The 24,328-nt window shown below is 58.1% G+C and carries 21 protein-coding genes; 16 read left to right on the top strand and 5 right to left on the bottom strand.

From position 1 onward, the window contains the following. Positions 1 to 93: 93 nt before the first annotated feature. Positions 94 to 810 carry a hypothetical protein gene (locus HG264_RS05525; RefSeq protein ID WP_256663783.1) on the bottom strand — a complete coding sequence of 239 codons (717 nt, stop codon included), beginning with the start codon at positions 808 to 810 and terminating at the stop codon, positions 94 to 96. 141 nt (positions 811 to 951) lie between these two features. On the opposite strand from HG264_RS05525, the gene HG264_RS05520 reads away from it, so the two are divergent. The 5 genes from HG264_RS05520 (at position 952) to HG264_RS05500 (ending at position 7,833) form a co-directional block, all read left to right on the top strand. Then, complete coding sequence (locus tag HG264_RS05520) at positions 952 to 1,344, top strand: hypothetical protein (protein WP_169406718.1); 393 nt, start codon at positions 952 to 954, stop codon at positions 1,342 to 1,344. A 22-nt stretch (positions 1,345 to 1,366) separates the two neighbouring features. Further along, a complete protein-coding gene (locus HG264_RS05515; RefSeq protein ID WP_169406717.1) occupies positions 1,367 to 2,560 on the top strand; it encodes a PcfJ domain-containing protein in 1,194 nt (397 codons plus the stop codon). Then, positions 2,557 to 4,701 carry an ATP-binding protein gene (locus HG264_RS05510; RefSeq protein WP_169406716.1) on the top strand — a complete coding sequence of 715 codons (2,145 nt, stop codon included), beginning with the start codon at positions 2,557 to 2,559 and terminating at the stop codon, positions 4,699 to 4,701. The genes HG264_RS05515 and HG264_RS05510 overlap by 4 nt, the downstream gene beginning before the upstream one ends. 202 nt (positions 4,702 to 4,903) lie before the next feature. Beyond that, on the top strand, positions 4,904 to 5,659 hold the full coding sequence (locus tag HG264_RS05505) for a hypothetical protein (protein ID WP_169406715.1): 756 nt from the start codon (positions 4,904 to 4,906) through the stop codon (positions 5,657 to 5,659). Positions 5,660 to 5,760: 101 nt separating this feature from the next. After that, positions 5,761 to 7,833, top strand: coding sequence for an AAA family ATPase (locus tag HG264_RS05500; protein ID WP_169406714.1), 2,073 nt, complete (start codon positions 5,761 to 5,763; stop codon positions 7,831 to 7,833). 165 nt (positions 7,834 to 7,998) lie between these two features. Here HG264_RS05500 and HG264_RS05495 read toward each other — a convergent pair whose 3' ends face one another. The 3 genes from HG264_RS05495 to HG264_RS05485 all read right to left on the bottom strand — a co-directional run bounded on the left by HG264_RS05495 (position 7,999) and on the right by HG264_RS05485 (position 10,542). Continuing rightward, positions 7,999 to 9,030, bottom strand: a complete 1,032-nt coding sequence (locus HG264_RS05495) for a YafY family protein (protein WP_169406713.1) — start codon at positions 9,028 to 9,030, stop codon at positions 7,999 to 8,001. Between the two features lie 51 nt (positions 9,031 to 9,081). Continuing rightward, positions 9,082 to 9,840, bottom strand: coding sequence for a glutathione S-transferase (locus HG264_RS05490; RefSeq protein ID WP_169406712.1), 759 nt, complete (start codon positions 9,838 to 9,840; stop codon positions 9,082 to 9,084). 102 nt (positions 9,841 to 9,942) lie between these two features. Further along, positions 9,943 to 10,542 (bottom strand): YigZ family protein, encoded by a 600-nt coding sequence (locus tag HG264_RS05485; RefSeq protein ID WP_169406711.1) that lies wholly within the window; start codon positions 10,540 to 10,542, stop codon positions 9,943 to 9,945. A 263-nt stretch (positions 10,543 to 10,805) separates the two neighbouring features. Between HG264_RS05485 and HG264_RS05480 the strand changes: the two genes are divergently transcribed. From HG264_RS05480 to HG264_RS05425, 11 genes are all read left to right on the top strand, one after another. Further along, a complete protein-coding gene (locus tag HG264_RS05480; protein ID WP_169406710.1) occupies positions 10,806 to 12,242 on the top strand; it encodes a thioredoxin family protein in 1,437 nt (478 codons plus the stop codon). Next, positions 12,239 to 12,778: a UGSC family (seleno)protein gene (locus tag HG264_RS18700; RefSeq protein WP_306085226.1), complete on the top strand. Its 540-nt coding sequence runs from the start codon at positions 12,239 to 12,241 to the stop codon at positions 12,776 to 12,778. Before HG264_RS05480 ends, HG264_RS18700 begins: the two co-directional genes overlap by 4 nt. A gap of 69 nt (positions 12,779 to 12,847) precedes the next feature. Continuing rightward, positions 12,848 to 14,722 (top strand): selenocysteine-specific translation elongation factor, encoded by a 1,875-nt coding sequence (gene selB, locus HG264_RS05465; protein WP_169406707.1) that lies wholly within the window; start codon positions 12,848 to 12,850, stop codon positions 14,720 to 14,722. Between the two features lie 284 nt (positions 14,723 to 15,006). Beyond that, positions 15,007 to 16,329 carry a substrate-binding domain-containing protein gene (locus tag HG264_RS05460; RefSeq protein WP_169406706.1) on the top strand — a complete coding sequence of 441 codons (1,323 nt, stop codon included), beginning with the start codon at positions 15,007 to 15,009 and terminating at the stop codon, positions 16,327 to 16,329. Between the two features lie 239 nt (positions 16,330 to 16,568). After that, positions 16,569 to 17,420, top strand: coding sequence for an STAS domain-containing protein (locus HG264_RS05455; protein ID WP_169406705.1), 852 nt, complete (start codon positions 16,569 to 16,571; stop codon positions 17,418 to 17,420). A 2-nt stretch (positions 17,421 to 17,422) separates the two neighbouring features. Further along, entirely contained in the window at positions 17,423 to 17,785 is a 363-nt protein-coding gene (locus HG264_RS05450) for an STAS domain-containing protein (RefSeq protein WP_169406704.1), read from the top strand. Continuing rightward, positions 17,782 to 18,186 carry an anti-sigma regulatory factor gene (locus HG264_RS05445; RefSeq protein WP_169406703.1) on the top strand — a complete coding sequence of 135 codons (405 nt, stop codon included), beginning with the start codon at positions 17,782 to 17,784 and terminating at the stop codon, positions 18,184 to 18,186. The genes HG264_RS05450 and HG264_RS05445 overlap by 4 nt, the downstream gene beginning before the upstream one ends. Next, on the top strand, positions 18,183 to 19,187 hold the full coding sequence (locus tag HG264_RS05440) for an ATP-binding protein (protein WP_169409018.1): 1,005 nt from the start codon (positions 18,183 to 18,185) through the stop codon (positions 19,185 to 19,187). The genes HG264_RS05445 and HG264_RS05440 overlap by 4 nt, the downstream gene beginning before the upstream one ends. Beyond that, positions 19,180 to 20,025 carry a sensor histidine kinase KdpD gene (locus tag HG264_RS05435; protein ID WP_169406702.1) on the top strand — a complete coding sequence of 282 codons (846 nt, stop codon included), beginning with the start codon at positions 19,180 to 19,182 and terminating at the stop codon, positions 20,023 to 20,025. The genes HG264_RS05440 and HG264_RS05435 overlap by 8 nt, the downstream gene beginning before the upstream one ends. Continuing rightward, on the top strand, positions 20,018 to 21,955 hold the full coding sequence (locus HG264_RS05430; RefSeq protein WP_169406701.1) for a response regulator: 1,938 nt from the start codon (positions 20,018 to 20,020) through the stop codon (positions 21,953 to 21,955). Before HG264_RS05435 ends, HG264_RS05430 begins: the two co-directional genes overlap by 8 nt. Before the next feature lie 160 nt (positions 21,956 to 22,115). Beyond that, positions 22,116 to 22,832 (top strand): SOS response-associated peptidase family protein, encoded by a 717-nt coding sequence (locus tag HG264_RS05425; protein ID WP_169406700.1) that lies wholly within the window; start codon positions 22,116 to 22,118, stop codon positions 22,830 to 22,832. A gap of 55 nt (positions 22,833 to 22,887) precedes the next feature. Here HG264_RS05425 and phrB read toward each other — a convergent pair whose 3' ends face one another. Next, positions 22,888 to 24,324, bottom strand: coding sequence for a deoxyribodipyrimidine photo-lyase (phrB, locus tag HG264_RS05420; RefSeq protein ID WP_169406699.1), 1,437 nt, complete (start codon positions 24,322 to 24,324; stop codon positions 22,888 to 22,890). Positions 24,325 to 24,328 lie beyond the last annotated feature (4 nt).

Here is a 24,328-nt window from a genome sequence, read left to right as displayed (position 1 = left end):
GTAGTCCCACCTCTGAGTTGTCCGAGGCATCAAACTTGCCAGAAGCGGGATGCGTCGACTTCGAGTCCTGTGGCTAGTCCGGCACCGTAAGCGCTATTTCGCAATAAATGCGACTCGTGCGTTCCCCAACTGCAAGCCATACTCGAACAGCGCCATATCTATCACCCTGGCGGTGGGGTAAGGAAGACCCCGTGTGGCAGTACTAAAAGAAGGTATTTCGAAGCTTTGCTCCTCTAGTAGGGTGGCCAACGCAGTTAGCCCTTTGCCGCTTGCAGTGGTGATAAAAGCGCGGCGAGGGAAAAGGTCTCTGCAAGCTGCGACATAAAATCTGTCCAAGGCTGGGAATTGCCCCCAGACGCCCATCAATATTTTTGTTTTCAACGTTGTTGTCCAGGACACATTGGAGCTAAGCGCTTCCAAAGACTGGAGCAACGCGTCTAGGTTTTGTTGATTTTCCTTGAGCCCAGGAGCGCCGGAGGCGAAATCGTCAAGCCCTAACTCCAGCACGTCGAGGCCACGACCAGAAAAAAGCAATCTAGCAAGAGTTTTCATCAGGTCTAAGTTGCTGTTCTGGAGCAGCCCTGATGACCCGCGAAACATGCCCCAATTTGCCAGGTAGAATCCAATATGCAGAGCAGTCGTGTCGATCTGCTCTCTCCCGATCAGATCCTGCCAACTTCTCTCGTCATTCCAGATATATTCGTAGATGAATTCCCAAGCCTTTAAGCGAGGGTACTCATTCCCGTCACCCGGCTTGATCCTATCGTAATAGGCGTTCGCATAAACTTGTAGGTCGAATTCCGTGCTCATCGTTTCTCTTCCTTGCAGTTATTGTCAGATACTAAAAGGGGCGTCCCCCAAACAAACGAAGATCTTTGTTCTTACCATAGATGCGACGCGCTACGTCGCATCTGCCAGCGATGATGCTCCTTGTTTTTACAGGAGATCACCATGGACCGCCTCATCAAAGAACAGCTCGAATCGCTCCTCCACGACACCACTGCAAGCAAGCGTCTTGGGCGCCGAATTCTCAACCTGGCCGGGTTTCTAAGCCCGTCAGAGCAGCCGGAACACATACGCGAGCAGCTAAGCCGGCTATCACGCCTCGTAGTGCAGCAGGACGCCTTTGACGCTCTTCTCGAACCGGTTTCGCTGATGGCTCGCTCCACGGCCAACTTCACTGATTTGCAAGCAATCCAGTCGATGATCGCCAGCCTGGAAGCTGCGCGAAAAAGCATAGAAAGCACGGAGGATATCAACTTTGCCGAGCTGATTGGCTGGCTGGTCAACCAGGCTCAAGTACGCAAAATCATAAAAATAAAACCGATCGACGTTCCAGTCTGACTCATCTGACGCGAGGTATATCGTGACCATCAGTACAGACTCGAACGGCTCATTATGGATTGATCTGACGGGGGTGCTGGGCCATAGCTGCCGACTGGAGATCAGCAGCTGGGACGCTGGCGTTGGCTGCGTCAGCCACCTTGGGGATGGATCCTTCTCGCTAGGTGTATTCGAGGATGTCGGGTTTACGTTGAGTATGCTGGCCCAGCACCCGGAGGCGTCTGACTGGATTAGCGGGATACCGCAAGATGTCATGACGGAGATGAAAAGGCTTGGCCGGCTGTCCGTGGGTTCGCAGTTCAGCGCCTTATGGTTTCTCAGTCGGGACGCATACGCGACGGAACTGTTTCTGAGCGCGCCAGTGCTTTTCTTCTTCATGGTGCGAGCCGGTAGTGAAGGGCAGCTTTCCTGCGATGAAATCCTGACACTGGCCGCATCCAGGCGCACCCTTGTCCTGGCCGCCTGCGGCTTGCCCCCTAGTCGGGCATGCTTGCGTTTTCTCGCTGCGCTGCCGGCAGACAGACTTTATCCGGATGATCTGCATGTTGTGGAGCAGTTTCTGGGCTTGCCCGGGTGGGAGTGGGTAAATCACCTCGCGTATGTTGATGTTCCTTTGCTCAAGTGGCTGTTGGAGAGACCCCTCCTGCTAGGCAGCCGGCTGCTAGCTACCTACAACTCAGACTGGCCTTGGCGTCGGATGGTGCCAGTTTATGACGACATCCTTCGCACTTCGCGCCAGCTTGGGTTAGTTGACGGGGCCCAGCGGGTAAACCGGTGCCGAGACATGGGTGAGTTCTATGCCCTTCATGACAGGCTGGTAAGCCACCTGAACCGCGTTCAGTTCAGGGACGGGGATAACGTGTTCTTCGGCGCGCCGCCTGTGCCGGGTACCGAGTTGATTCAGCCGATTCGTGATGCGCGAGCTCTGCACGAGGAGGGCGTGTGCCAGCGGCACTGCATTGCCAGCTATATGCAGGAGATAACTGGCGGCCGCTATTACGCCTATCGGGTGCTGGCCCCTGAGCGGGCGACATTGGGGGTACGGCTCGACGAGGCAGGCTACCCCCATATCTCCCAACTCAAACTCAAATTCAATGATACGCCGTCAGAAGCTACGGTCAGCGCGGTACGGGAATGGTTCGAGGCTGCGCTGAGTTTTATCAAGTGCGGAGACCAGGCGAAAGTTGCTTGCAGGAAACTGGAGCTAAGGAAATGAGAGAGTCAAAACGCGCCGCTGGCCCACATAGCCGCGACACCTGCGTAAAAAGCGTGCATTGGATGTTTTGCATGATTCTACGGCTCGGCGCGCATCAAAGCTTGCTGGGCGGGCCCGCAGCGACCGGATCCGATCTTTGGCGAGAGCTAGGGTTGGCTGACTTCAAGTCGCCGGGCATCGATTCCGCTGAACGTATTCCCAGCTTTCTTTCTGGCAAGCCAGAGCCCTCCGGCCCAGAACACGAGCGGTATCCTGGTTCTGCCTTGGCGGCAATGCAGAGAGAATGGAAGTTACTCCGGGACGAATATCCGGAGCCCTCATTCCCCGATCGCCTTGAGCGAAATTTGACCGAGCTCTGCGAAATCATTGGTCTCGACATGCTGGAGCGGGAAATATTGGGTTTGGCTGTACTGCTCCGAACCGATGGGCTGTTGGAACAAGTCGCAGGCAAGCTCGAAACAACCGGCAGAAGCATCATTTTTCATAGGATCGGTGTTCTGCTGAACGCGGACAGCGAGGCGATCCGCGAAAGGCTTTCCCTCGGCGGTCTCTTGGTGCGCTGCGGCTTGCTCGAACCAAGCGAGTGTTCCTTCAGCTGGTGCAGTTTCTTACATATGCCGCAGTCGGAACTGGCCGCTGCGCTCCGTTACTCCAGCGGCCCAGCCGTTTCGCTCTTCAGTGACGCTTTCCGACGAGCACCCATGCCAGCCCTATGCCTGTCTAACTATGACCATCTGGCTGGAGACCTTCGGATCGCCATGGCTTACATGCGCTATGCAATCAAACAACGAAAGATAGGTGTGAATGTTTTGATCTACGGGCCTCCAGGTACTGGCAAAAGCGAGTTCCCGCGCATGCTCGCTACGGAGCTTAAAGCTACGTTGTACGAAATAGCCTGTAACGACAAACGCGGCGACCCGGTAGATCGAAAGGGCCGTCTCGGCGCACTGCGGTTGGCTATGACCATCCTTGACGCGCCAGATAACCTATTGATGTTCGACGAGGTTGAAGATGTCTTCAACTTCGGTTTTTTTGGTGGGATTGGGAAAGACTTTCATAAGGGCTGGATCAACCGAATGCTGGAGGAGAACCCACTGCCCTGTTTCTGGGTGACGAACGATATTTCTGAACTGGACCAAGCCTTTATCCGCCGTTTCGACCTGATTCTGGAATTCAATAACCCGCCTCCGGAAAAACGGGAGCGCATCATCAAGTCGTGTGGAAAGGGCGTACTAGAAGACGAATTCATCCAACGTATGGCAAACCACGACCGCCTCACGCCTGCGGTCATAGATCGGGCGAGCCGGATAGCGGACGACATCGCGGGGCAGGCCGGGGCGCTAGATCGGCAAACGATCATGAGTCGCCTTGTAGGCGCCACACTCAAGGCACAAAGGCATCCCCCGATCGAAGCGAACGCAGGCGCATTCGCCGGATCTGGGGCTTCCAACCCTACAAATGCCGATTACGATCTCGACGCTTTGATCCTCAAGCTCCGTGTTGGGCATGGGGCGCTGATCTGCTTCGCTGGCCCGCCAGGCACCGGAAAAAATGCCTCGGTCCGCCTGGTCGCTCGGCAGTTGAACAAACCCCTGGTGACCCGGAACGTGTCAGAGATCATGTACGTGAGCGTAGCTGAGACGCGAAACAGGGTGAACGGGCTATTCGATTGCGCAAACAAAACTGATGCGGTGCTGGTGCTTGAGGACAACGATAACCTGTTAGAGGATGCAGGCGGTGGCGAGCCTTTTTCTGTAATAGCCATCAATAGGCAAGAACTGCGCGACCGGCTGGCCAGCTATCGAGGAATACTCATAGTACTGACGAACAGGATAGGAGAGGGCGACGCCCACTCATCCGACTGGTTCGATTTAGTCATTCGCTTTTCTTTTCTGAATCCTGAGCAGGCGCTCGAATCCTTCGCTATTGCCGCGCGCGAGCTGGGCGTTGCGCCGAACCTCTCCAAACATCAAGAGATGCTGACTGGCATGGGTGCGCTCACGCTGAAAGACTTTGAGATGGTACGGCGGCAAGCGCTTTTCAAGCCGATAGCCAATTCGACGGAGCTGGCTGAGGCTTTGCTTAGCCGATCCAGGACCAAATCCACCAGTCGATCTGGCTCCATCGGCTTTGTCCGCTAGAACATCGAGCCCCAGAAAACTCGACGACTCAATCAAGAATTAGCTCAGCCTGTCGATATTCTACCCGCCAGCTGCGTAATGCTTTCTGCCGTCTCAGATGCACACCGCTCTGAAGGCATACACCTAGCTCCAGCAGGATGAGACGCCCCTCAGGAAGCAGTAGATCTCTCATCCCAATAGAGCCGTTTAATTGGAAAAATGCATGATTAAGAAGTCGGTATCGGAGCTTTCGTTTGTCAACAGTCGTTCGCCATTGCCCACCGTCGAGATCGACTCGAACTCCATCGAGAATGCGGGTTTCAGTATCTACCGCACGGTAATGGAGGTACTGACCCGGTTAGCGGAACAGGACGCATCCCTTCGCACCACCATTTACATGCACGGTTCTGTCAGCGTTAACTTCAGAGAGCCAGTTTGGTCCGAATTCCTGCTGGTGGCGGGTCCTCAGAAGGTGCTGCTCGCCTTGGGCGCGGGTTTTGAGCGGTTGCCCGCAGTGAGATCGCGACTCAGCGATTACGTTATGCCTTCCACAGCTTCGCGCACCTTTCATGTCGAGGGCGGGTTGGTATGGGAGAAGGAGGACGGCTGTACTTGGTATTCCGACGGTCACAGCCTAGCTGAACTGACTGGGATTGAGGATGGTCCGGAGTCGACAGAGGATGAGGAGGATGAGGAGGATGAGGAGGATGAGGAGGATGAGGAAGACGACATTTGGGAAATTGACGAACCGGATGCCGTGGACGAGCTTGGCGCGGGCCAGGCCGTAGCCAGTACTGAGCAGAGGGCTGCGCGCTATCGGGCAGCACGCTCGGATGCCAAGGTCAGTAGTATCCGCGCCGCCATTGAAGAGGTCTTTGGTCTGCCTGAGGGCTCGGTAGCGCTTTGCGGACCGGATCGGCGCCCGCTGCGGGGGGATGCCAGGATCCGGACGTTACGCTCACGCTGGGAAGAGAATTGAAACAGCGAAGCATAAGTGAGGCCAGCTGAAGATCGACCATGCGACAGGAGTCGTCGCTTAGGGCGCGCATACTCTATTTCGTCCCGTTGTCAGGAGTCGCCATGACCATCTTACGCCGTTTGCTCCGTCAGAAATCTACTGCACTGAATCCTGAAACCAGCGCTCTGGCTTCGTTATGGGCGCTTCGGCTGCTAGTGCGAGGTCAGTTATGGAAGCGCTTGGCGGAACAGCGCCATTCGCTTGATGATGACATTCTGCGGCTGGTCAATCTTGAAGAGTATATTGATGAGAAAGTCAGCGGTAGCGAACTGTATGCCGCTCTGAGTACAGAGCTGGATGAGCTATCCAGCCATCCGCCTGGCGTGGCGGGGCCGCTGGCAGCAAACCTGGATGAGCTTGCTGAGTGTTTGTACCTCGAATCACTCGATTGCGAGATTCTGTGTCTCGTCGTTCTGTACGAAGAGCAGAAAGGGCTGCGGGAAGTGTTCGACCTCGCTTCCCCGTGCCCGGGCCAGAACCAGATGATTCGTCTGATCTCGGTAGCGCTGGAGCAACCGACCGTAGCTATACGCCGGGCTCTGGCGAACGATAGCGCGTTGCGCCAGAGTGGGCTGCTACGGCCTGTCGAGGACGCCAGTGACTCGCTGGAGCTTAGCGAAGGGCTGAGCGATATCCTGCTGTATCGCAGCGATGCCTCCCACGAGTTGTTGCGAAGGTATTCTCTGGTAGATCAGCCATTCGAGTTGGACCTGGACGCCTTTGATCATCTGCAGGAGCAGGTCAGATTGATCTGCCGCTACGTCAAACGTTCAGGTGCTCGCGGGACGCCTGGCGTGAATATCCTGATTTACGGTGAGCCGGGCACTGGCAAGACCGAGCTCGTTCGCGCCGTGGCGCATTCCCTCGCCATTGATCTTCATGAGATACGTCATGCGGACCACAGGGAGATGCCGATCTCGGGTGATGAGCGATTTGCAGCCTACCGGTTCTGCCAACGTATGCTGGCTCCGACTTCCGATACCGCCATCATGTTCGATGAAATAGAAGATGTCTTTATCCATGGCGCGAGCCGCGGCCGTAAAGCATGGGTCAATCGCCTGCTTGAGGAAAATCCCCGTCCGGCGTTCTGGTTGAGCAATGATATCGACTGCATGGATCCGGCTTTTGTGCGTCGATTCGACCTGATGCTGCGCATGCCCGCATTGAGTGACGACATCCGCCTTCGCATTGCGCGAAGACAACTGCGCGGACTTAATGTCAGCGAAGAATGGTTGACCCGCACTGCGGCGCGTCAGCGAGTCCAGCCAGGACATTTCGCAAACGCCGGAAAAATCGCTCGACATCTTGGGCTGCGTCGTCAGGATCGCGTTGAAACAACCCTGGACGCTGTACTTGACGGGCTCGCCGCAGCACTGGAGCACCCCGGGGTAGAACCGGAGACCAAGGAGCAAGTCCGGAGCCTGCAAAGTCCATTCAATCCCGCACTGACTAACGCTGATTGTGATCTTCCCGCGCTGCTCGAAGGCATAGGGCGCAGCGGGATGGGTCGGCTCTGTCTATATGGTCCTCCGGGAACAGGCAAGAGTGAACTCGCCCGTTACCTGGCTGCTGAACTTCAGGTTCCCTTGGTGGCACGCAAGGCGTCAGATCTACTGGACATGTACGTTGGAGGTTCCGAGAAGAATCTCGCCGCAGCGTTTGCTGAAGCCAAAGAGCACGGCGGGGTGCTATTGATCGATGAGGCTGACAGTTTTCTATACAGTCGCGAGGGTGCTCATCGCAGCTGGGAAGTCAGCCAGGTCAACGAACTGTTGGTGCAGATGGAGCAGTACGAAGGGATCTTGGTTATGGCCACCAATCACATGCGTGTTCTCGATTCGGCGGCGCTGCGCCGGTTTGATTTCAAGATCAGATTCGACTATCTCAGACCAGCGCAGGCGGTTCTCTTCGCTCGGACTGTGCTAGCTGAAGCAGGTTCTCTGGTAGATGTGGCGTTGCTACACGCGCATCTCGCTAACCTTGAACTTGCGCCAGGCGACTTCAATGTCGTCAAGCGTCGGTGCAAGGTCCTCTGCGAGCAGATGACTCAAGAAATCCTCGTCGCTGGGTTGGCGGCTGAATGCCGGACCCGACGACAGAGGCAGGGGCGGGCCATCGGTTTCGTGACCGTTTAAAAAGCTGGAGCCCGGTAATGTTACGGCTGGGCGCTTGCGCCGGCGAGGCTAGCCCTGCTGCGAAGCTCGTAGGTGCGACAGATGAGCAGTATAAGAGACGGCGCCACCAGGTCTGTTGTAGACAAAGGGGGGCTAGCGCCCCTTCAGGCGTTAAAGGTTGCGCTACTACAAAGAGGGCGACGTTTGGGTGTCATGAAGTTTTTCACGCTCTAGGATTTTTTCGGCGTGGCTCAGGATAGTTTCCCGCCATGCTTTTGGTTGCATCACTCGAATATTCGAGCCGTAACCCATAATCCACCATTGTGTCTGCTGATCGTTCGGGACTAGCGCCTCTAGCAGAACCCATCCTTCTGCATCTGGTTCAGACAGGCTCTGTTCCGAACTGAGGGGCGTTTCGGATAGAAGCCAGGCGATTGCGCTGGTGATACGAGCGACTAGCCTTACCGGTGATGGATCAACAGGGAGGCCGAATGCGCCCTGATCGATATAGTCTTGAACGCTAAATTCGGCTTGCGGGCGATATAGGCTGGCGCTGGCTGTTGCGCTGCGGAATCGGTGCAGTGCGAACTGGCGAATATCGTCGTGGTTATTCACCAGAGCAAGCAGGTACGTGGAGCTGTGGCGGGTTACGAGCCCTTGTGGATGCAAGGTGTATGTCTTTTCCTCACCTTGGAAGCGGCTGCGATATACAACGTCGACTGCATATTGATTCAACAGTGCGTCGGTGATGCGCTCCCATATTGCGGAATCGATTTCGGCTGGTATCAAGGCGCGGCCGTTAGGGATAGCCTGGGCACGTTGCGTCCACTGTGCGAAGCCATTGTCATTCAGCCCTTCGAGGTGCTTACGGGCTGCCTGAAATTGATAGCTGATTTTGTCGCTGGCCGCCTTGGGTAACAATCCAGTCACCGCCGTTTCCGCTAATACCAGCGTCAGTGCAGTCACGGTGTCCATCGCCGGCAAGTCGCTTACATAATGGGCCATATAGCACCAACGATAGGGCTTGCTGTCGCGCTCGCATATCAGTGGAAAATGGTCGGCCAACTTTTCCAGGTCACGCTGAATGGAGCGCGGCGTCACGTTGTAGCCTTGCTCTTTCAGTTTCATCTGGATAGTCGTTGTCGCAAGGCGATGCGGAGCGCGTGGCAGCATCTGCAAGATGGCGAGGTGACGGAAAAGCGTATCGCGTTGGCTCATGACGGTCCTTGTCGCAGGTTGATGCGACGGGAGTCGTCGCACAACAGGAGCTTATCGGGCGTCTCGCTTGCCGGCAAGACAATCTCGGGAGACGGACGTGACACGAGATTCCCGACCCCAGTTAGGGTCAAGTATGCCGGCGAGCGAGCCACCCGAGGGAAACACCACTACTTCATCGCCTTCCTGCCAGGGTTGGAACCTGCTCATCACCCGCTGAAAAACCGGGTGCTCCAGCCAATCCCTCAGCCATTGCTGCAGATGCGGATAGGCCAGGCCGTAGAACATCTCCTGATCGACATGGGCGAACTGGCGTACGAACGGCATGACCCCGATATCAGCGATACTGATTTTATCTCCCAGCAGATAGGTGTTCTCGGTGAGCAATTGCTCCAGCACCTTCAGAAACACCTCGCCGCGTTGTCGATACTCCGACTGGCTGAAATCTGGATGACGATCAGCGTATTTGTAGCGATCCAACCAGTGTTTGAATTCGCCATCGTTTTGGTCGATCAGGGTGTTAGCGCTGATGAGATCGACGTTAAGTAGACCTTGCGGGTCATTCTGTCGCAGCGCCCATTCCAGTATCTCTCTGCTTTCCTCGATAACGCGTCGCTCAGAGCTGTCTTCCGCCACAAGCTCCAGAATAGGGACAGTGCCCTTGGGACTGATAGCCAGCATCTGCAACGGCTTGTTTTTCAGCACCACCTCACGCAGCTCCACCTGCAGTCCGGCGAACAACAGGCCTAATCGAGCGCGCATGGCGTAGGGACAACGGCGGAAGGAATACAAGCGCGGGAGTAGAACGGACATGATGTGCTTCCTGACTGAAAAACCGCCACCGGCGGCTGGTAGTTGACTCTGCGTGGGCTATCCAAGGCGAAGGAGGGCGGCAGCCTGATCGTTGAAATGTGATTAGTCGGCTGGGGGAACGTCAGTCTCCCATTGAAGCTCACCCCGCGTGATCGACAAAAGCTGCTCCTGCAACGTACCGGCTGCGGTAGCGGGTAAGCGTATTTGCAACCGCACCGCTTGCCCGTGGCTGACTGCGAGCAGCTCGCCACCGAGCTCCGCAATCAGGTTGCGTGCCATTCCTTCATGGGCATAGGCCAGCTCGCAACAGAGCGTCTGGTTGGGGATGTGCTCGACTTTTTCAGCGTGCAACAGCGCCTGGGCTACGGCGTCGGTATAGGCACGCACCAGCCCACCTGCGCCCAGCTTGATGCCGCCGAAATAACGCACCACTATGGCGAGCACGCCGTCCAGCTCCTGGTGACGCAACACTTCGAGCATCGGACGCCCCGCTGTACCCGAGGGCTCACCATCGTCGACTGCCGCGCTATGCCCACCAGCCAGCAATACCCAGCACACGTGCGCGCACCCAGGATGCAGAATACGCAGCTCGTTCACCCGAGCCTGCGCCGCGGCACGATCGGCGACGGGTTCGACGAAGGCAAGAAAGCGACTTTTACGAATTTCCAGAGTACTGGTGGCGGGGTGAGCAAGGCTGTACATGGCTGCAGCATAACGCGGTGTCAGCTGTGCATACAGCGCCCGTATCGCACAGGGAAGTTTTGTGCTGCCGATTACAGACCGGCGCGTAGGAAAGAGCCTAACGAGCGCGAGAGTCGCACCACCATTGAGACGTTCAACTTCGAAGCGCTGATAACGTCCAAATCACCCAACGCATGATCACGCCCACCGGCTTGGCAGCACATACCTCGCTGCCTATGCTGTCCTTCTACCGAGACACGCACGAGCAGCCTAAAAGGCCTGACATGACTTTATCTCTGCCCGATGGGCTGATTGTAGTAGCCAAAGCCGACTGCCCGACCTGCCGCCTGATTGAGCCGTTGCTTACAGAGCTGGATCAGGCCGGACCGCTGACGGTGCTGGTGCAGGATTCCGAAGACTACGCCGCTGCGTTGTCTGGCACCAAGTATGACCGGACGCTGGAGCAATCCTTTCGTTTGGGCGTCGAGTTTGTGCCAACGCTGATTCGGGTGGAGCAGGGCAAAGAGGTCGAGCGTACCTACGGCTGGCATAAAGAGGATTGGCGCGCGCTGTCCGGCATTGACAATCTGGGTGAAGACTTACCCATCATGCGCCCCGGTTGCGGCTCAAAAACACTGGATCTGGGAACCGCCGAGGAGCTGGAGCTGGCCTTCGGTGATGTGCAGCTGCAGTCGCGGGAAATTGATATCAGCAGCGCAGATGATGCCATCGAGGCCTGCTACGAACGTGGCTGGAGCGACGGCCTGCCGGTTGTGCCGCCGACCCCGGTGCGTGTGCTGCGTATGCTCAAAGGCACCGAGCGTGCGGGTGACGAAGTGCTGGGCTTGATGCCGCCTGACCTGGTGCCTTGCACCGTGGAAAAGGTGGCGATCAATGGCGTGATGGCCGGCTGCAAGCCAGAATATATGCCGGTTTTGCTGGCGGCGGTCGAAGCGGCTTTGACCGATGAGTTCGGTTTGCACGGGCTCACCTGTACCACCATGTTTGGCAGCCCGCTGATTATCGTCAACGGCCCGATCACCAGGGCAATCGGGATGAACCCCGGTGTGAATGCGCTGGGGCAGGGCAATCGAGCTAACGCAACCATTGGCCGAGCGCTGCAATTGATCGTGCGTAACGTGGGCGGCGGCCGTCCTGGTGAAATCGATCGATCGACCATGGGTAATCCTGGCAAATACAGTTTCTGTTTTGCTGAAGCTGAAGATAGCGACTGGTTGCCCTTGGCGCAGGAACGCGGCGTTCCGGCGGGTCGTTCTGCCGTCACGCTATTTCCTGGTGAGGGCGTGCAGGGCATTGTCGATCAGAAGTCCCGTGATCCCGAGTCGCTGGCACGTTCATTCGCTCTATCGCTGCGCACAGTCGATCACGCCAAGCTGGCTATGGCTGGCGATGCCGTGCTGGCGGTATCGCCCGAGCATGCGCGGGTGTTCATCGACGCTGGCTGGTCCAAACAGCGCCTGCGCGAGGAACTGGAAAAGCTGCTGCTGGCGCAGGGCGCCGATCTGGTGGCCGGCGCTGGCGGGATTGCCGAGGGCATTCCAGAACGTTTCAAGGATCAACAGGTGCCCAAGTTTCGTCCGGGCGGCCTGTTGATCGTACGGGTTGGCGGCACCGCCGGCCTGTTTTCAGCCATTATCGCCGGCTGGGCCGCATCCGGCCCGGTAGGCTCATCACCGGTAACCTGCGAGGTGACATCATGAACGAAAGCATATTGCTCGACCCTACGGCCGAGCGAGCGCCCGCCGAACGCACGCGACTGGCGCGGCCAGACAGGCTCAACGGCAAGGTCGTTGGGCTACTGGATATTTCCAAGCCGCGCGGCAACGTGTTCCTCGACCGCATCGAGGAGCAGCTGAGCGGCATGGGCATCGAGGTCAAGCGTTACGCCAAGCCGACCTTTACCCGAATCGCACCGACCGAACTCAAGCAGCAGATTGCCGCTGAAGTGGACCTGCTAGTGGAAGGTCTGGCCGACTGAGGATCGTGCACGTCGTGCTGTATGCATGACATAGCCGATCTGGAGTCACGTCAGATCCCGGGAGTAGGGGTTGCCTCCAGTGAGTTCGTTGAAGCAGCGGCAATGCAGTCCAGAGCGCTGGGGTTCGATCCGGCCATGGTCTTCGTGCCGCATCCGATTCAGGACCGTACCGATGCCGAAATGCGCGCGCTGGCCGACGGTGCGTTGGGCGACATCCTGCGGCTGTTGCGAGCTGAGGAGAATGCTGGCGAGCCTTGAAGGCAGCGCGAATCAGGCACTGATTGATGCTGTGAACGCGCGCTTTCCATTGTCGTGGCAGGCGCTACGGTGATCATCGCCACAGCCGGGCATGTGGACCACGGCAAGACCGCATTGATCAAGGCGCTGACCGGCAAGGATACTGACCAGCTGCCCGAGGAGCAGCGCCGCGGCCTGACCATCGATCTCGGCTTCGCCTGGCTGCACGACCCTCAGCTTGGGCCGCTAGCCTTTGTCGATGTGCCCGGGCACGCACGCTTTATTCGCACCATGCTCGCTGGCCTCGCCGGAGCGGACGCCGCCCTGTTGGTAGTCGCGGCTGATGAAGGGCCGATGCCACAAACCCGTGAACACCTGACGCTACTGAACCTATTGGGCATAGCGAGCGGGCGGGTAGTGATAAGCAAGATTGACCGAGCGAGTACTGACCAGCTGAAAGCAACGCGGCAGGCTGTTGCTGAATTGGTTCAAGGCAGCGCACTGGCCGAGCATCCGCCACTGGAACTCTCCAGTCTGACCGGGGAGGGTATGGATACCCTGCAGCGGGCCATTCAACAACTCGGTCAACAAGCTCAGCCAGTGGATTCTTCTGGGCATCCGCGGTTTCTGGTTGACCGGCGTTTCAGCGTAACCGGCACTGGTTGCGTGATCACCGGCACCTTGCTGCGCGGTGAATTGCACACAGGTGATTACCTGTCCTTGACGCCTGATGCCCGCAAGGTCCGTATTCGTGGCATGCAGCAGGACGGCAAGGCGGTTATCCACCTGAGGGCAGGCCAAAGAGCTGCGCTGAACCTTGTTGGTGAGCTGGATACCAACAACCCTCTGCGCGGCGACTGGCTGTTGGCTCCCGCGATGCACCAGTTGACCGACCGGCTGGACATCTCGCTGCGCCTGTTAAAGGAAACCCGTCTGCACCGCGGCACGTTGCAGATTCTGACCGGTGCGACTGCCATTAGCGGACGCGTGGTCTGGCTGGATGAGCCGGCCGGCCTCGCACAAGTATTGCTCGACCAGCCCGTGCATGCCGCGGTAGGCGATTGTGTGATCGTACGCGAGCCGGCCGCTAACGAAACGCTTGGCGGTGGCCGAGTGATCGAGCCTTTGGGTCGTCAGCGTGGGCGCAGCAAGCCGGAATACCTCGCGCGCTTGGCCGCGTTGCGTGCTGTTACTTCGCCGACCGACGCGTTGGCAATAGAACTTGAACATCAGACTGAATTGGCTATCCCAGCCTTCGGTTTGCGCTGGCACCTGACCGAAACAGAGTTGGCGAACAGCCTGAGCAAGATGTCCGTGATTCGTCTCGGTGATCAGGCAATACAGCCGCAACGCGTAGCGCAGGCCGAACAGGCGGTGATGAGTGTCTTGCAGCAAAGCCATTCCGAAGAGCCCGAACAGCGCGGCCTGTCGCTAGATGCACTCCTGCGTCGTGCCGCATTGGGAATGTCGCAGCCCAGCACTGGCTTGCTACTCAAGCGCATGGTGGACAAGCAGTTATTGTGTCAGGAAGGCGGCATCTTCGCCTTGCCCGGTCACCAACCACAGCTCGCTGAGAACGATTTGAGGGTTTGGGAGCAGGTCGCTGCTGAACTAAATCAGTCAGGTCTACGACCACCGATAGTGGGTGAACTGGCGGAACGTCTCGGCACCAGTCGAGATGACATGCTCGCTTTCATGCGTCGCATGCAAGCCTGGGGCTATGTGCTGGGCGTTGCGCCGAACCGTTTCTACCTCCCACAGCAACTGGATCAGCTTGCCGCTGTCGCCATTGATCTTGCTAACGCGTCCGAAGATGGCGGCTTTATCGCAGCGGAATATCGAAACAAGTCAGGCATTGGGCGCAACCTGACAATACAGGTACTGGAATATCTCGACCGCGCGGGAGTGACCTGGTATCGCAGGCAACGCCGTTATCTGCAACCGGCCTGGCAACGTGAGCGATAAATCGCGATGTGCGGACCAGTAGAGGTTAGCCCGTCGCGCTTTTGCTCTTTGAGGAAAGCACATTCAGCCGTGTCTTCAACCAAAACAGGGCCGGGACATAGCCGGCGGCGACTTAACCGCTGGTGAAGCAACCGCTTGGGCAAGTCATCGCCGGCTACGTCGTCTCTTCACACCGCTGCACCGTCAGGCCAAAAACGACTCCTGTAATACCGCTGTCATCTGAATGAAACCTTTGCGCTGCACTCTGGCTCGCTCAAACATGGACGTACTCTATGAGGTTAGCGATGCAATCAGTTTGCGGCAGACTACTGCGCCATCTGGGATTGGCTCTGGCTCTTGCGCCCGGCTTGGTAGCTGCTCACGATATCGAGGTTCACGGATCCAATACCATCGGTGCAAGGCTCGCGCCCATGCTGATGACCGGCTTTATGGAGCAATTGACAGGTAGTGCTGTCACGACAAGCGCCACGGGGGGTGAAAACGAGGCGCTGCTCACCACCACCTTCGACGGTCAGCCACTCACCGCGCTGGTCGCCGCTCACGGAACCAGCACCGGCTTCACCTCGCTGGCGTCCAACAGCGCTGACATCTGGGCTGCCTCACGACGCATCAGGGCAAATGAAGTCGATGCCATGGCGGGACGAGCTGACATGACCAGCGCGGACAGTGAACACGTCATCGGCATTGATGGCTTGGCGATTCTGGTCCACCCATCCAACCCGGTCGATGAGCTCCGCATAGATACCCTGGCGAAGATATTCGCCGGTGAGATTACCAATTGGTCAGCGGTCGGTGGGCCTGATCGGACGATTCAGATCTACGCCCGCGACGACCGGTCAGGTACTTGGGATACCTTCAAGGATCTGGTGTTGGCAGGCAGGTTCACGCTGACCGGCGAAGCCCGGCGCTACGAGTCGAACGATCAGCTATCGATGGATGTCAGCCGTGATCCGGCGGGCATCGGTTTTGCCGGTATCGCCTCCGTTGGTAACGCCAAGCTGCTGGCTATTGCTGACGGTAACGCCCCGGCGCTCAAACCCAGTCGGCTATCGGTGGCGACTGAAGACTATCCGTTGTCTCGCCGGCTATACCTGTATACGGCTGGAACAACCGGCACTCCCTTGACCCAGGCTTTTATCGAATATGCCCAGAGCCAGGCAGGGCAGGATATTGTGGCCAAATCCGGATTCTTCTCCCAGACCCCGTTTGCAGTTGATCCAGTACTGGACAGCAGCGTTCCTGTTACCTTCAAGCGTCTGACTGAGCGCTATCAGCGCCTGTCTGTGAACATTCGTTTCGCTGAGGGCCGCACCAGGCTCGATAACAAAGCCAACCGAGATTTGATGCGCATTCAGGGATATCTCGAACAAACCGGCAAAACCGGGCGCGACATCATGCTTATTGGCTTTGCCGATAAGCAAGGCGATGAGCTTCGTGCGCAGATGATCTCCGAACTGCGTGCCCAGTCCGCCAGCAAAGCGTTGCGCGAACGTGGCACGGTCGTGTTGGGGCATACCGGATACGGGCATTACATGCCGGTCGGCTCAACGGGCGGAGCAACCGGTGCGCAGCGCAATGGGCGAGTGGAGGTATGGGTTCGGCGGTGAGCAAAGGCTGCCGGCAGCTAGCAGCGCGGCGCTAGTGAGGACGTTCCACTCACCTGATCTGTCGATTCGAGAGAACACGGCCGTTGACGAGGGACGCGGCCTTCAGGCTCGACGCGCGTCGCACAGCCAGTCCCATATTTCGACTCCATCCGTTGCATTTCTAAACGCGACGAAAACGCCAAAAACGATTCAAAACAGGTACTATTCGTCAAATTCAATCATCTGACGAGACCGGACGAATGGCACAATTGGACCAAAGTATTGTCGATGCGCTGACGCAGCAGCAGTCATCTATTCAGGCTGCATGGCTCGCTAATCTGGAAGAGAGCGGGGCGGCGCGCGGTGTGCGGCCTGACGAGCTGAAAAAACAGACCAGCGAATTCCTGAAGCTGTTCAGCGACGGGGTTGCCGAGTTGGGATTCGCCAACTGGGGTGCGGATGGCTGGGCCGAGACGCGGGAGCATCTCGAAAGCTTGTCACATAGCCGTGCTCTGCAGGGCCTCGATGCACAGCAGACCGCCAGCTTCATCTTCTCGCTCAAGCGACCGCTATTTGATCTGTTCCAACGTGAAACCTCAGTCGATCCGGCTACTTTGACCAACCATATTACCGGCGTCTCCGAGCTGCTCGACGCGATGGGCTTGCACACCGTGCGTACCTTCCAGAAGGCTCGCGAGTCGGTTATCAAGCGTCAGCAGGAAGAACTGCTGGAGTTGTCGACGCCGGTAGTCAAACTCTGGGATGGCGTTCTGGCCCTGCCGATGATCGGTACGCTGGATTCGCAGCGCACTCAGGTGGTCATGGAGTCCCTGCTGCAGCGTATCGTCGATACCGGGTCTGAAATCGCGATTATTGATATTACCGGTGTGCCGACTGTCGATACGCTGGTTGCCCAGCATCTGCTGAAGACCGTAACGGCCATTCGCCTGATGGGGGCCGATTGCATCATCAGTGGCGTGCGGCCGCAGATCGCTCAGACCATCGTGCACCTCGGTCTGGATCTGGAAGGCATTGTCACTAAAGCCAACCTGGCTGACGCCTTTGCGCTGGCTCTGCGCCGTTCAGGTCTTTCTGTAACCAAGGCGAGCTGACCATGGAGCGTATCCCGATACTTCGGATGGGTGATTTCCTGCTCGTCACTGTCCAGGTAGAGATGCACGACCAGTTGGCCCTGAATCTGCAGGAAGATCTTGCTGACCGGATTAGCGCAACGGCCGCCCGGGGCGTGCTCATCGATATTTCTGCCTTGGAGATTGTCGACTCCTTTATCGGCCGGATGATCGCCAATATTTCCGGCCTGTCCAAAATCATGGATGCGCGGACGGTACTGGTCGGCATGCAGCCGGCGGTTGCCATCACGCTGGTCGAACTGGGGCTGAATCTGCCTGGGGTCGCGACGGCGCTGAATGTTGATCGGGGAATGCAGCTGCTGCGCGACAGCGTGCGGCAACCATGAAGGTCACTGATAAGGGCACTCGACCCATCCGCACCGAGCAGGACATCGTTCTCGCTCGCCAGGCGTGCCGCAAGCTGGCGCAGGACTGCGGTCTGCGTCTGGTCGCACAGACCAAGCTGGTAACAGCTGTGAGTGAGCTGGCGCGTAATACGCTGGTCTACGGCGGCGGTGGCGACCTCAACTGGGAAATGCTGGAAGACGGTCTGCGTCGCGGCATTCGCATCGTTTTCAGTGATGAAGGCCCTGGTATTCCGGACATGCAGCTGGCGATGACCGAGGGCTGGACATCAGGAAATGGACTGGGACTGGGTCTGACCGGCGCCAAGCGACTGGTCAACGAGTTCGATATCGATTCCGCGCCTGGCAAGGGCACCCGCATCTCGATTACGCAATGGACTTGAACCTTGCAGGTACCCTCACCGAGGTGATACCGGTCGAGGACGACAGTCGTATCGGCCAGGCCCGTCGTCGGGCCAAGCAACTGGCCGAACAGCTTGGTTTCGATCAGGCCGGCGCGGGCCGGGCGGCACTGGTTGCAACCGAGCTGACCACTAACATCCTCAAACATGCCCAGAATGGCGAGTTGCACTGCCGTGTTGTACCTGGGCGTGGCGGGCAGGGGATCGAATTTATCGCCATCGACAGGGGGCCGGGCTTCGACGCGCACCGGTGTCTGCGCGATGGTTTTTCAACCGGTGGCACGCCGGGGGAAGGGCTGGGATCCATCTCCCGACAGTCTCAGGTGCTGGATATTTACGCTGACGAGCGCGGTGCTGTTGTGATGGCCCGCGTGTACCCGCCCGGCGTGACGGATCTGCGAGTCGGCGTCAATCAACACGCCATGCGCAATCAGACTGCCTGTGGTGATGTATGGCATCTGGCTGTTCAGGGGGCCAGGCTCAGCGCGCTGGTCATTGACGGACTGGGCCACGGCGAAGAGGCGGAAGTGGCTGCACGCTGCGGTGCAGAAGCCTTTGCTCAGCGCCCCTTTGAGCATCCGGATACGCTGCTCGCCGATATGCATCGAGCCATGAACGGTACACGGGGCGGGGCCGCAGCCATTGCGCAATATAACAGCGACAGTGCGGCGCTGCAGTTCGGGGGCATTGGCAACATTGGCGCGCGACTGATCTCGATGCATGGCTCGCGCGGGCTGGCCTCTCATCCCGGCATAGTCGGCGTGCAATTTCGCAAAGCGCACACCTTCGTTTATGCAGAGGCGAACGCCCAGCTGCTGGTCATGTATAGCGATGGTCTGCAGTCCCGCTGGGACCTCGGCGACTATCCGGCGCTGGCTATGCAGCATCCGGCGACTGTTGCTGCGGTGTTGCACCGGGATTTCTGCAGAGGCCGCGACGATGTCACCGTCGTGGCTATAGATCTGGAGCTACTCAATGGCTGATCCAAGTGAAATAGCGCGTTTGCAGGGTGAGAACGAGGCCTTGCGGCAGGAGCTGGATGAGACCAACCAGGGCGTGCTGGCACTCTATGCCGAGCTGGATGCGCAGGCCGAGCAATTAAGGCAGGCGTCCGAGCTCAAGAGCCGCTTCCTGTCCTACATGAGTCACGAATTCCGCACCCCGCTTGGTTCGATACTGAGTATCGCCAGCCTGCTCAAGGACGAGCTGGACGGGCCGCTTAACGAGGAACAACAAAAGCAGGTAATGTTCGTCAAGAGCGCAGCGCAAGAGCTGACGGAAATGGTCAACGACCTGCTCGACCTGGCCAAGATCGAGGCAGGGCGTATTACCATTTCGCCAGCCTGGTTCGATATGTTCGATTTCTTCGCCGCGTTGCGCGGTATGTTTCGGCCAATCGTTGATACCGAGGCGGTGGATCTGATCTTCGAAGAGCCGGTCGGCGTGCAGCGGTTGTACACCGATGACAAGAAGCTCGCGCAGATCCTGCGAAATTTCATATCCAATGCGCTGAAATTCACCTTGCGCGGGGAAGTACGGGTTTCCGCCCAAATGATCGGGGAAAACGAGGTGCGTTTTTCGGTGAGCGACACCGGCATCGGCATTCCCGCTGACATGCATGACCGACTATTCGAGGATTTCGTGCAGATCGACTCGCCTCTGCAGAAACGTCTGCGCGGCACCGGGCTCGGCCTGTCGCTGTGCAAACGGTACGCAGAGCTACTCGGCGGACGTGTTGGCATCGAAAGCGAGCCAGGGGTCGGTTCAACGTTTTATCTGGTGATCCCGGTGTCACTCAGAACGGAGGCAAACGATGACTAAACGGAGACTGCTGGTTGTTGATGACAACGCAGCCACGCGGTATTCGATCCGCCGCCGGCTTGAGGCTCACGGCTATCAGGTACTCGAGGCAGGCAACGGTGCTGACGGGCTGGCGCTGATTGATGAACACCCAATCGATGCCTTGATTCTGGATATCAATCTGCCTGACATGAGCGGCTTTGATATCGCGCGCCGTTTACGCTTCGATCCTCGCACGGCGGTCTTGCCAGTCATCCACGTCTCGGCCGCTTCGATCGAGACCAGCGACATCATCAACGGTCTGGAATCCGGTGCGGACGCCTATCTGGTTCATCCGATTGATCCGGATGTGCTGCTGGCAACGCTGGGAACGCTGCTGCGTGTTCGCGATACAGAGCGGGCGCTGAAGGAGCGGGAGGAGCACTTCCGCGAGATCTTCGAAAACATATCTGCACCTATCGCTGTAGTTGATTCGTCGTTTCAGGTGCACAACAAGAACCGTGCGCTCTCAAGGCTGATCGCCAGCTGTCCCGGCGACGATATTTCCAGATGCATGGCTGACGGCCAGGACGAGTTGCTGGAAACCATCAGCGCGAGAATCAAGGCCGGTGAACGGTGGACCGGGACGGCCACCATGCGTGGACCGGTTTCAGAGCGTATTACCCAGTGGCAGGTGGCGCCGTACCGGCCGCCGGATCTGGCGCTCGTTTTTATTGAGGATGTAACCGAGCGATTGCAGAAAGAGCGCAACCAGGAGCAGCAGCTGGCCACCGTCAGCCATCAATTGCAACACGAGGTAAAGGAGCGCGAGCGTACCGAGGCGCAGCTACTGCAAGCTGGCAAGATGGATTCTCTCGGCAAACTGACCGGAGGCATTGCCCATGATTTCAATAACCTTCTCACCAGCGTGATCATGAGCCTGGAGCTCATCCTCGAGCGGGTTGAGGCCGGGCGCTATAGCCAGATCAAACGCTATGCTGACACGGCGCTGCAATCGGCGAAAAGCGGAGCGGGCCTGACCCACCGTTTGCTTGCCTTTGCCAGGCAGCAACCGCTGGAAGCCCGATCTGTTGACGTCAATGCGCTGGTGGATTCGCTGGATGACTTCATTCGTCGTGCGATTGGCGAAAACATCATTTTGACGCTGGAGTTGGCGCCCACGCCGGTGATCGCCTATGCCGATGGCAGCCAGCTTGAGAGCGCACTCATCAACCTGGTAATCAATGCGCGCGACGCGCTGCCTAATGGCGGTGAGATCTGCATAAGCACTGAGGTCGTGACGGTGGAGCGCGATCCTGAAATTGCAGACGGGCGTTACGTCGCGCTCAAGGTCAGGGATAACGGCATAGGTATCGCACCTGAGGTGCTGGATAAGGTGTTCGACCCGTTCTTCACCACTAAATCCGTCGGCAAAGGGACCGGGCTGGGCTTGTCGATGCTGTATGGCTTTGCTGGTCAGTCCGGCGGTGTGGCAAGACTATGCAGTGAAGTGGGTCAATTCACCGAGGTCATGTTGTTATTGCCGGTCGGGGAAGAAATCCACCAGGCAACTGAAGTCGAAGGCGCCGCTACCCGCGCCACCACGAGCGGGCACATTCTGATAGTTGAAGACATCATCGCTGTGAGTGCCGCCATCAGCGAACGGCTCACTGACGCCGGTTATCAGTGCACACAGACCGATAATGTAGAGAGCGCGTTGGCACTGCTTCATGGCGACGCGCCGATTGATCTGCTGCTGACCGATATCGGGTTGCCACGCATGAGTGGGCATGAGCTGGCGGATGAAGCGCGGCGCGTACGGCCCAACCTGCCGGTATTGTTCATGACCGGTTATGCAGAAAGCGCCAGGGACCGAAACCAGTTCAGCCAGCCTGGCACGGATATTCTGATGAAGCCTTTCAGCATGGACGACCTGCTGGTCAAATTGCTGCGGCTGATGAGTCCGGCATGATGCCCGGCCGAGGTCGTGCCCAACAGTGATGGCGCGGCACCTGCGATAGAGCGCTTGTACGGATAACAACCAGCCAGTATGCAGACGATCATTGCCGGAGGCGGCGGCCTGGGCTAAGTGTGAGCTATGCTTCAAGCAGGCATCAGCCGGAGACCCGCCCATGTGTGGACGTATCGCGCAGCACAGTGCGCTGCAACTCTATCTTCGTTATCTGGCTAATCAGTCCGTTAAGCAGCCAACGAGTGAGCCACCCATAGGCCGCTACAACGTGCCGCCGGGTACCCTGGTCCATCTGATCCGTCAGGACGGCGTGGAACTGCGTACCACTCAGGTGAAATGGGGCTATGCCCCTGCATGGGCAAAAGACCGGCGTGCGCCGGCTATCAATGCTCGACTGGAAACCGCTACAACCAGTCGATTCTGGAAAGCCATCTGGGGAAGCGGACGGAGCCTGGTGCCGGCCGATGGCTGGTTCGAATGGGCTGCGGATGCGGATGACCCCAAGCGCAAGCAACCTTACTATCTGAGACTGAAGAGCAACGAACCGATGTTTCTGGCTGCCATCGCAGCCTCCCCGCACGGAGACAGTCCCGGAGGCTTTGCCATCATTACGGATGATTCTGATCAGGGCATGGTGGATATTCATGATCGACGTCCCGTCGCGCTACCGGCGCATGTCGCGCGCGAATGGCTCGACCCCGCATTGCCGGCCAACTATGCTCGGGACCTGGCACGTTATCACTCACTGCCCACCGACGCCTTTAAGTGGTATGCAGTGACCAGAGCGGTAGGGAACGTCAGCAATGACGGCCCGGAGATGATTGCTCCGCTTCCGCCAGAAGACCTCTCGCTAGGAGAATCCCTCCCGCTGTTCTGAGCTAAAAACACGCTCAGATAAACCACATCTGTCAGTCATAACATCAAAAATATCATCAGGTTGGCGTACCTATTGAAGATAAATTCTTGAATGCCTCCAAGGCACGTCGCCGACTTTCGGCGAGATCAACGATGGGCGGCGGGTAGTCCGCTGTCCCGAATAGATCCCCGGCTGACGTCGGCTCATGAATGCTTCGATTGTCCAGCGTAGCCAGCTCGGGGAGCCAGTAACGGATGAAGCGGCCGTCCGGATCGAACCGGCGGGACTGGGTGACTGGATTGAAAATGCGGAACCATGGCACGGCGTCTGTGCCGGTAGAGGCGCTCCATTGCCAGCCGCCGTTATTGGCGGCCAGATCGCCGTCGATCAAATGCTGCATGAAGAAGCGTTCGCCCTCGCGCCAATCGATCAGCAGGTTTTTGCTGAGAAACATCGCTACCACCATGCGCAGGCGGTTGTGCATCCAGCCCGTAGCCAGCATTTGACGCATGGCCGCGTCGATCAGCGGAAAGCCGGTACGCCCTTGTTGCCAGGCGGCCAACGCCTGCGGATCGTGACGCCAGGGGAGGACTTCGGTTGCCGAGCGGAATGCCTTGTGCCGCGAAACCTGCGGATACCCGACGAGAATGTGTTTGTAGAACTCTCGCCACAGCAGCTCATTGATCCAGGTAACAGCCCCGGGGCTGCCGGTCTCGAACTCGCCGCGGTTACTGCGCAGTGCCGCATGCAGACACTGGCGCGGCGACAACACACCCGCCGCCAGGTAAGCCGAGATCTGGCTGGTGCCGGGTTTAGCGGGCAGATCGCGGTCGCGGTTATAGTCATCCAGCCGCTCGGTGGCGAAACGCTCCAGGCGTTCGCCAGCCTCGGCTTCGCCGGCTGGCCACGGGGCCTGCAAGTGGACGTCCGGTGGAGCGAAACCTGAAACCCTCTCCGGGATCGAGTCGCTCGGAATGTCCAGTGCGAGTTGAGCGGGCGGCAAGCCCAGGGTTGCTGGCGGCGCGGTGTTCAGGCGTTGGTAACAGACCTTGCGAAACTGGCTGAAGGCCTGAAAGTACTTACCCGAACGCGTCAGAATGCTGCCTGGCTGAAACAGCAGCTGATCCAGATGACTTTGCATAGTGATACTCAGTGCAGCCAGACGGGCTGCAACGGCTTCATCGCGCCGCGCTTCGTTCACGCCGTATTCAGCATTCACCTGAACGCTGGCAATGTCATGCTCGCGGCACAGATCAGCTACAACGTCCGGGGCATCTGACCAAAGCGGGGCATGACGGATAAGCAAAGGAACGTTCAGCTGTTTCAGCTCCCGCTGAAGCATGGCGAGATTGCGCAGCCAGAAATCGACTTTGCACGGCGCGTCATGGTGCGCGTGCCATTGGGCGGGGCTGAGTAAAAAAACTGCAATGGTCGGTCCAGCTTGCATGGAGGCGGTCAGGGCGGTGTTGTCCTGCACGCGTAGATCGCTGCGAAACCACATCAACTGCCGCATGGGA

This window comes from Pseudomonas sp. gcc21 (genome assembly GCF_012844345.1).
Classification (GTDB): Bacteria; Pseudomonadota; Gammaproteobacteria; order Pseudomonadales; family Pseudomonadaceae; genus Halopseudomonas.
This window is presented reverse-complemented; position numbering and strand designations above follow the sequence as displayed.

Bases quoted from the DNA above. Each gene is read 5' to 3' on its own strand.
- HG264_RS05525 (WP_256663783.1), bottom strand. From the start codon at position 810: ATGAGCACGGAATTCGACCTACAAGTTTATGCGAACGCCTATTACGAT.
- HG264_RS05520 (WP_169406718.1), top strand. From the start codon at position 952: ATGGACCGCCTCATCAAAGAACAGCTCGAATCGCTCCTCCACGACACC.
- HG264_RS05510 (WP_169406716.1), top strand. From the start codon at position 2,557: ATGAGAGAGTCAAAACGCGCCGCTGGCCCACATAGCCGCGACACCTGC.
- HG264_RS05505 (WP_169406715.1), top strand. From the start codon at position 4,904: ATGATTAAGAAGTCGGTATCGGAGCTTTCGTTTGTCAACAGTCGTTCG.
- HG264_RS05500 (WP_169406714.1), top strand. From the start codon at position 5,761: ATGACCATCTTACGCCGTTTGCTCCGTCAGAAATCTACTGCACTGAAT.
- HG264_RS05495 (WP_169406713.1), bottom strand. From the start codon at position 9,030: ATGAGCCAACGCGATACGCTTTTCCGTCACCTCGCCATCTTGCAGATG.
- HG264_RS05490 (WP_169406712.1), bottom strand. From the start codon at position 9,840: ATGTCCGTTCTACTCCCGCGCTTGTATTCCTTCCGCCGTTGTCCCTAC.
- HG264_RS05485 (WP_169406711.1), bottom strand. From the start codon at position 10,542: ATGTACAGCCTTGCTCACCCCGCCACCAGTACTCTGGAAATTCGTAAA.
- HG264_RS05480 (WP_169406710.1), top strand. From the start codon at position 10,806: ATGACTTTATCTCTGCCCGATGGGCTGATTGTAGTAGCCAAAGCCGAC.
- HG264_RS05460 (WP_169406706.1), top strand. From the start codon at position 15,007: ATGCAATCAGTTTGCGGCAGACTACTGCGCCATCTGGGATTGGCTCTG.
- HG264_RS05455 (WP_169406705.1), top strand. From the start codon at position 16,569: ATGGCACAATTGGACCAAAGTATTGTCGATGCGCTGACGCAGCAGCAG.
- HG264_RS05450 (WP_169406704.1), top strand. From the start codon at position 17,423: ATGGAGCGTATCCCGATACTTCGGATGGGTGATTTCCTGCTCGTCACT.
- HG264_RS05445 (WP_169406703.1), top strand. From the start codon at position 17,782: ATGAAGGTCACTGATAAGGGCACTCGACCCATCCGCACCGAGCAGGAC.
- HG264_RS05435 (WP_169406702.1), top strand. From the start codon at position 19,180: ATGGCTGATCCAAGTGAAATAGCGCGTTTGCAGGGTGAGAACGAGGCC.
- HG264_RS05430 (WP_169406701.1), top strand. From the start codon at position 20,018: ATGACTAAACGGAGACTGCTGGTTGTTGATGACAACGCAGCCACGCGG.
- HG264_RS05425 (WP_169406700.1), top strand. From the start codon at position 22,116: ATGTGTGGACGTATCGCGCAGCACAGTGCGCTGCAACTCTATCTTCGT.
- phrB (WP_169406699.1), bottom strand. From the start codon at position 24,324: ATGCGGCAGTTGATGTGGTTTCGCAGCGATCTACGCGTGCAGGACAAC.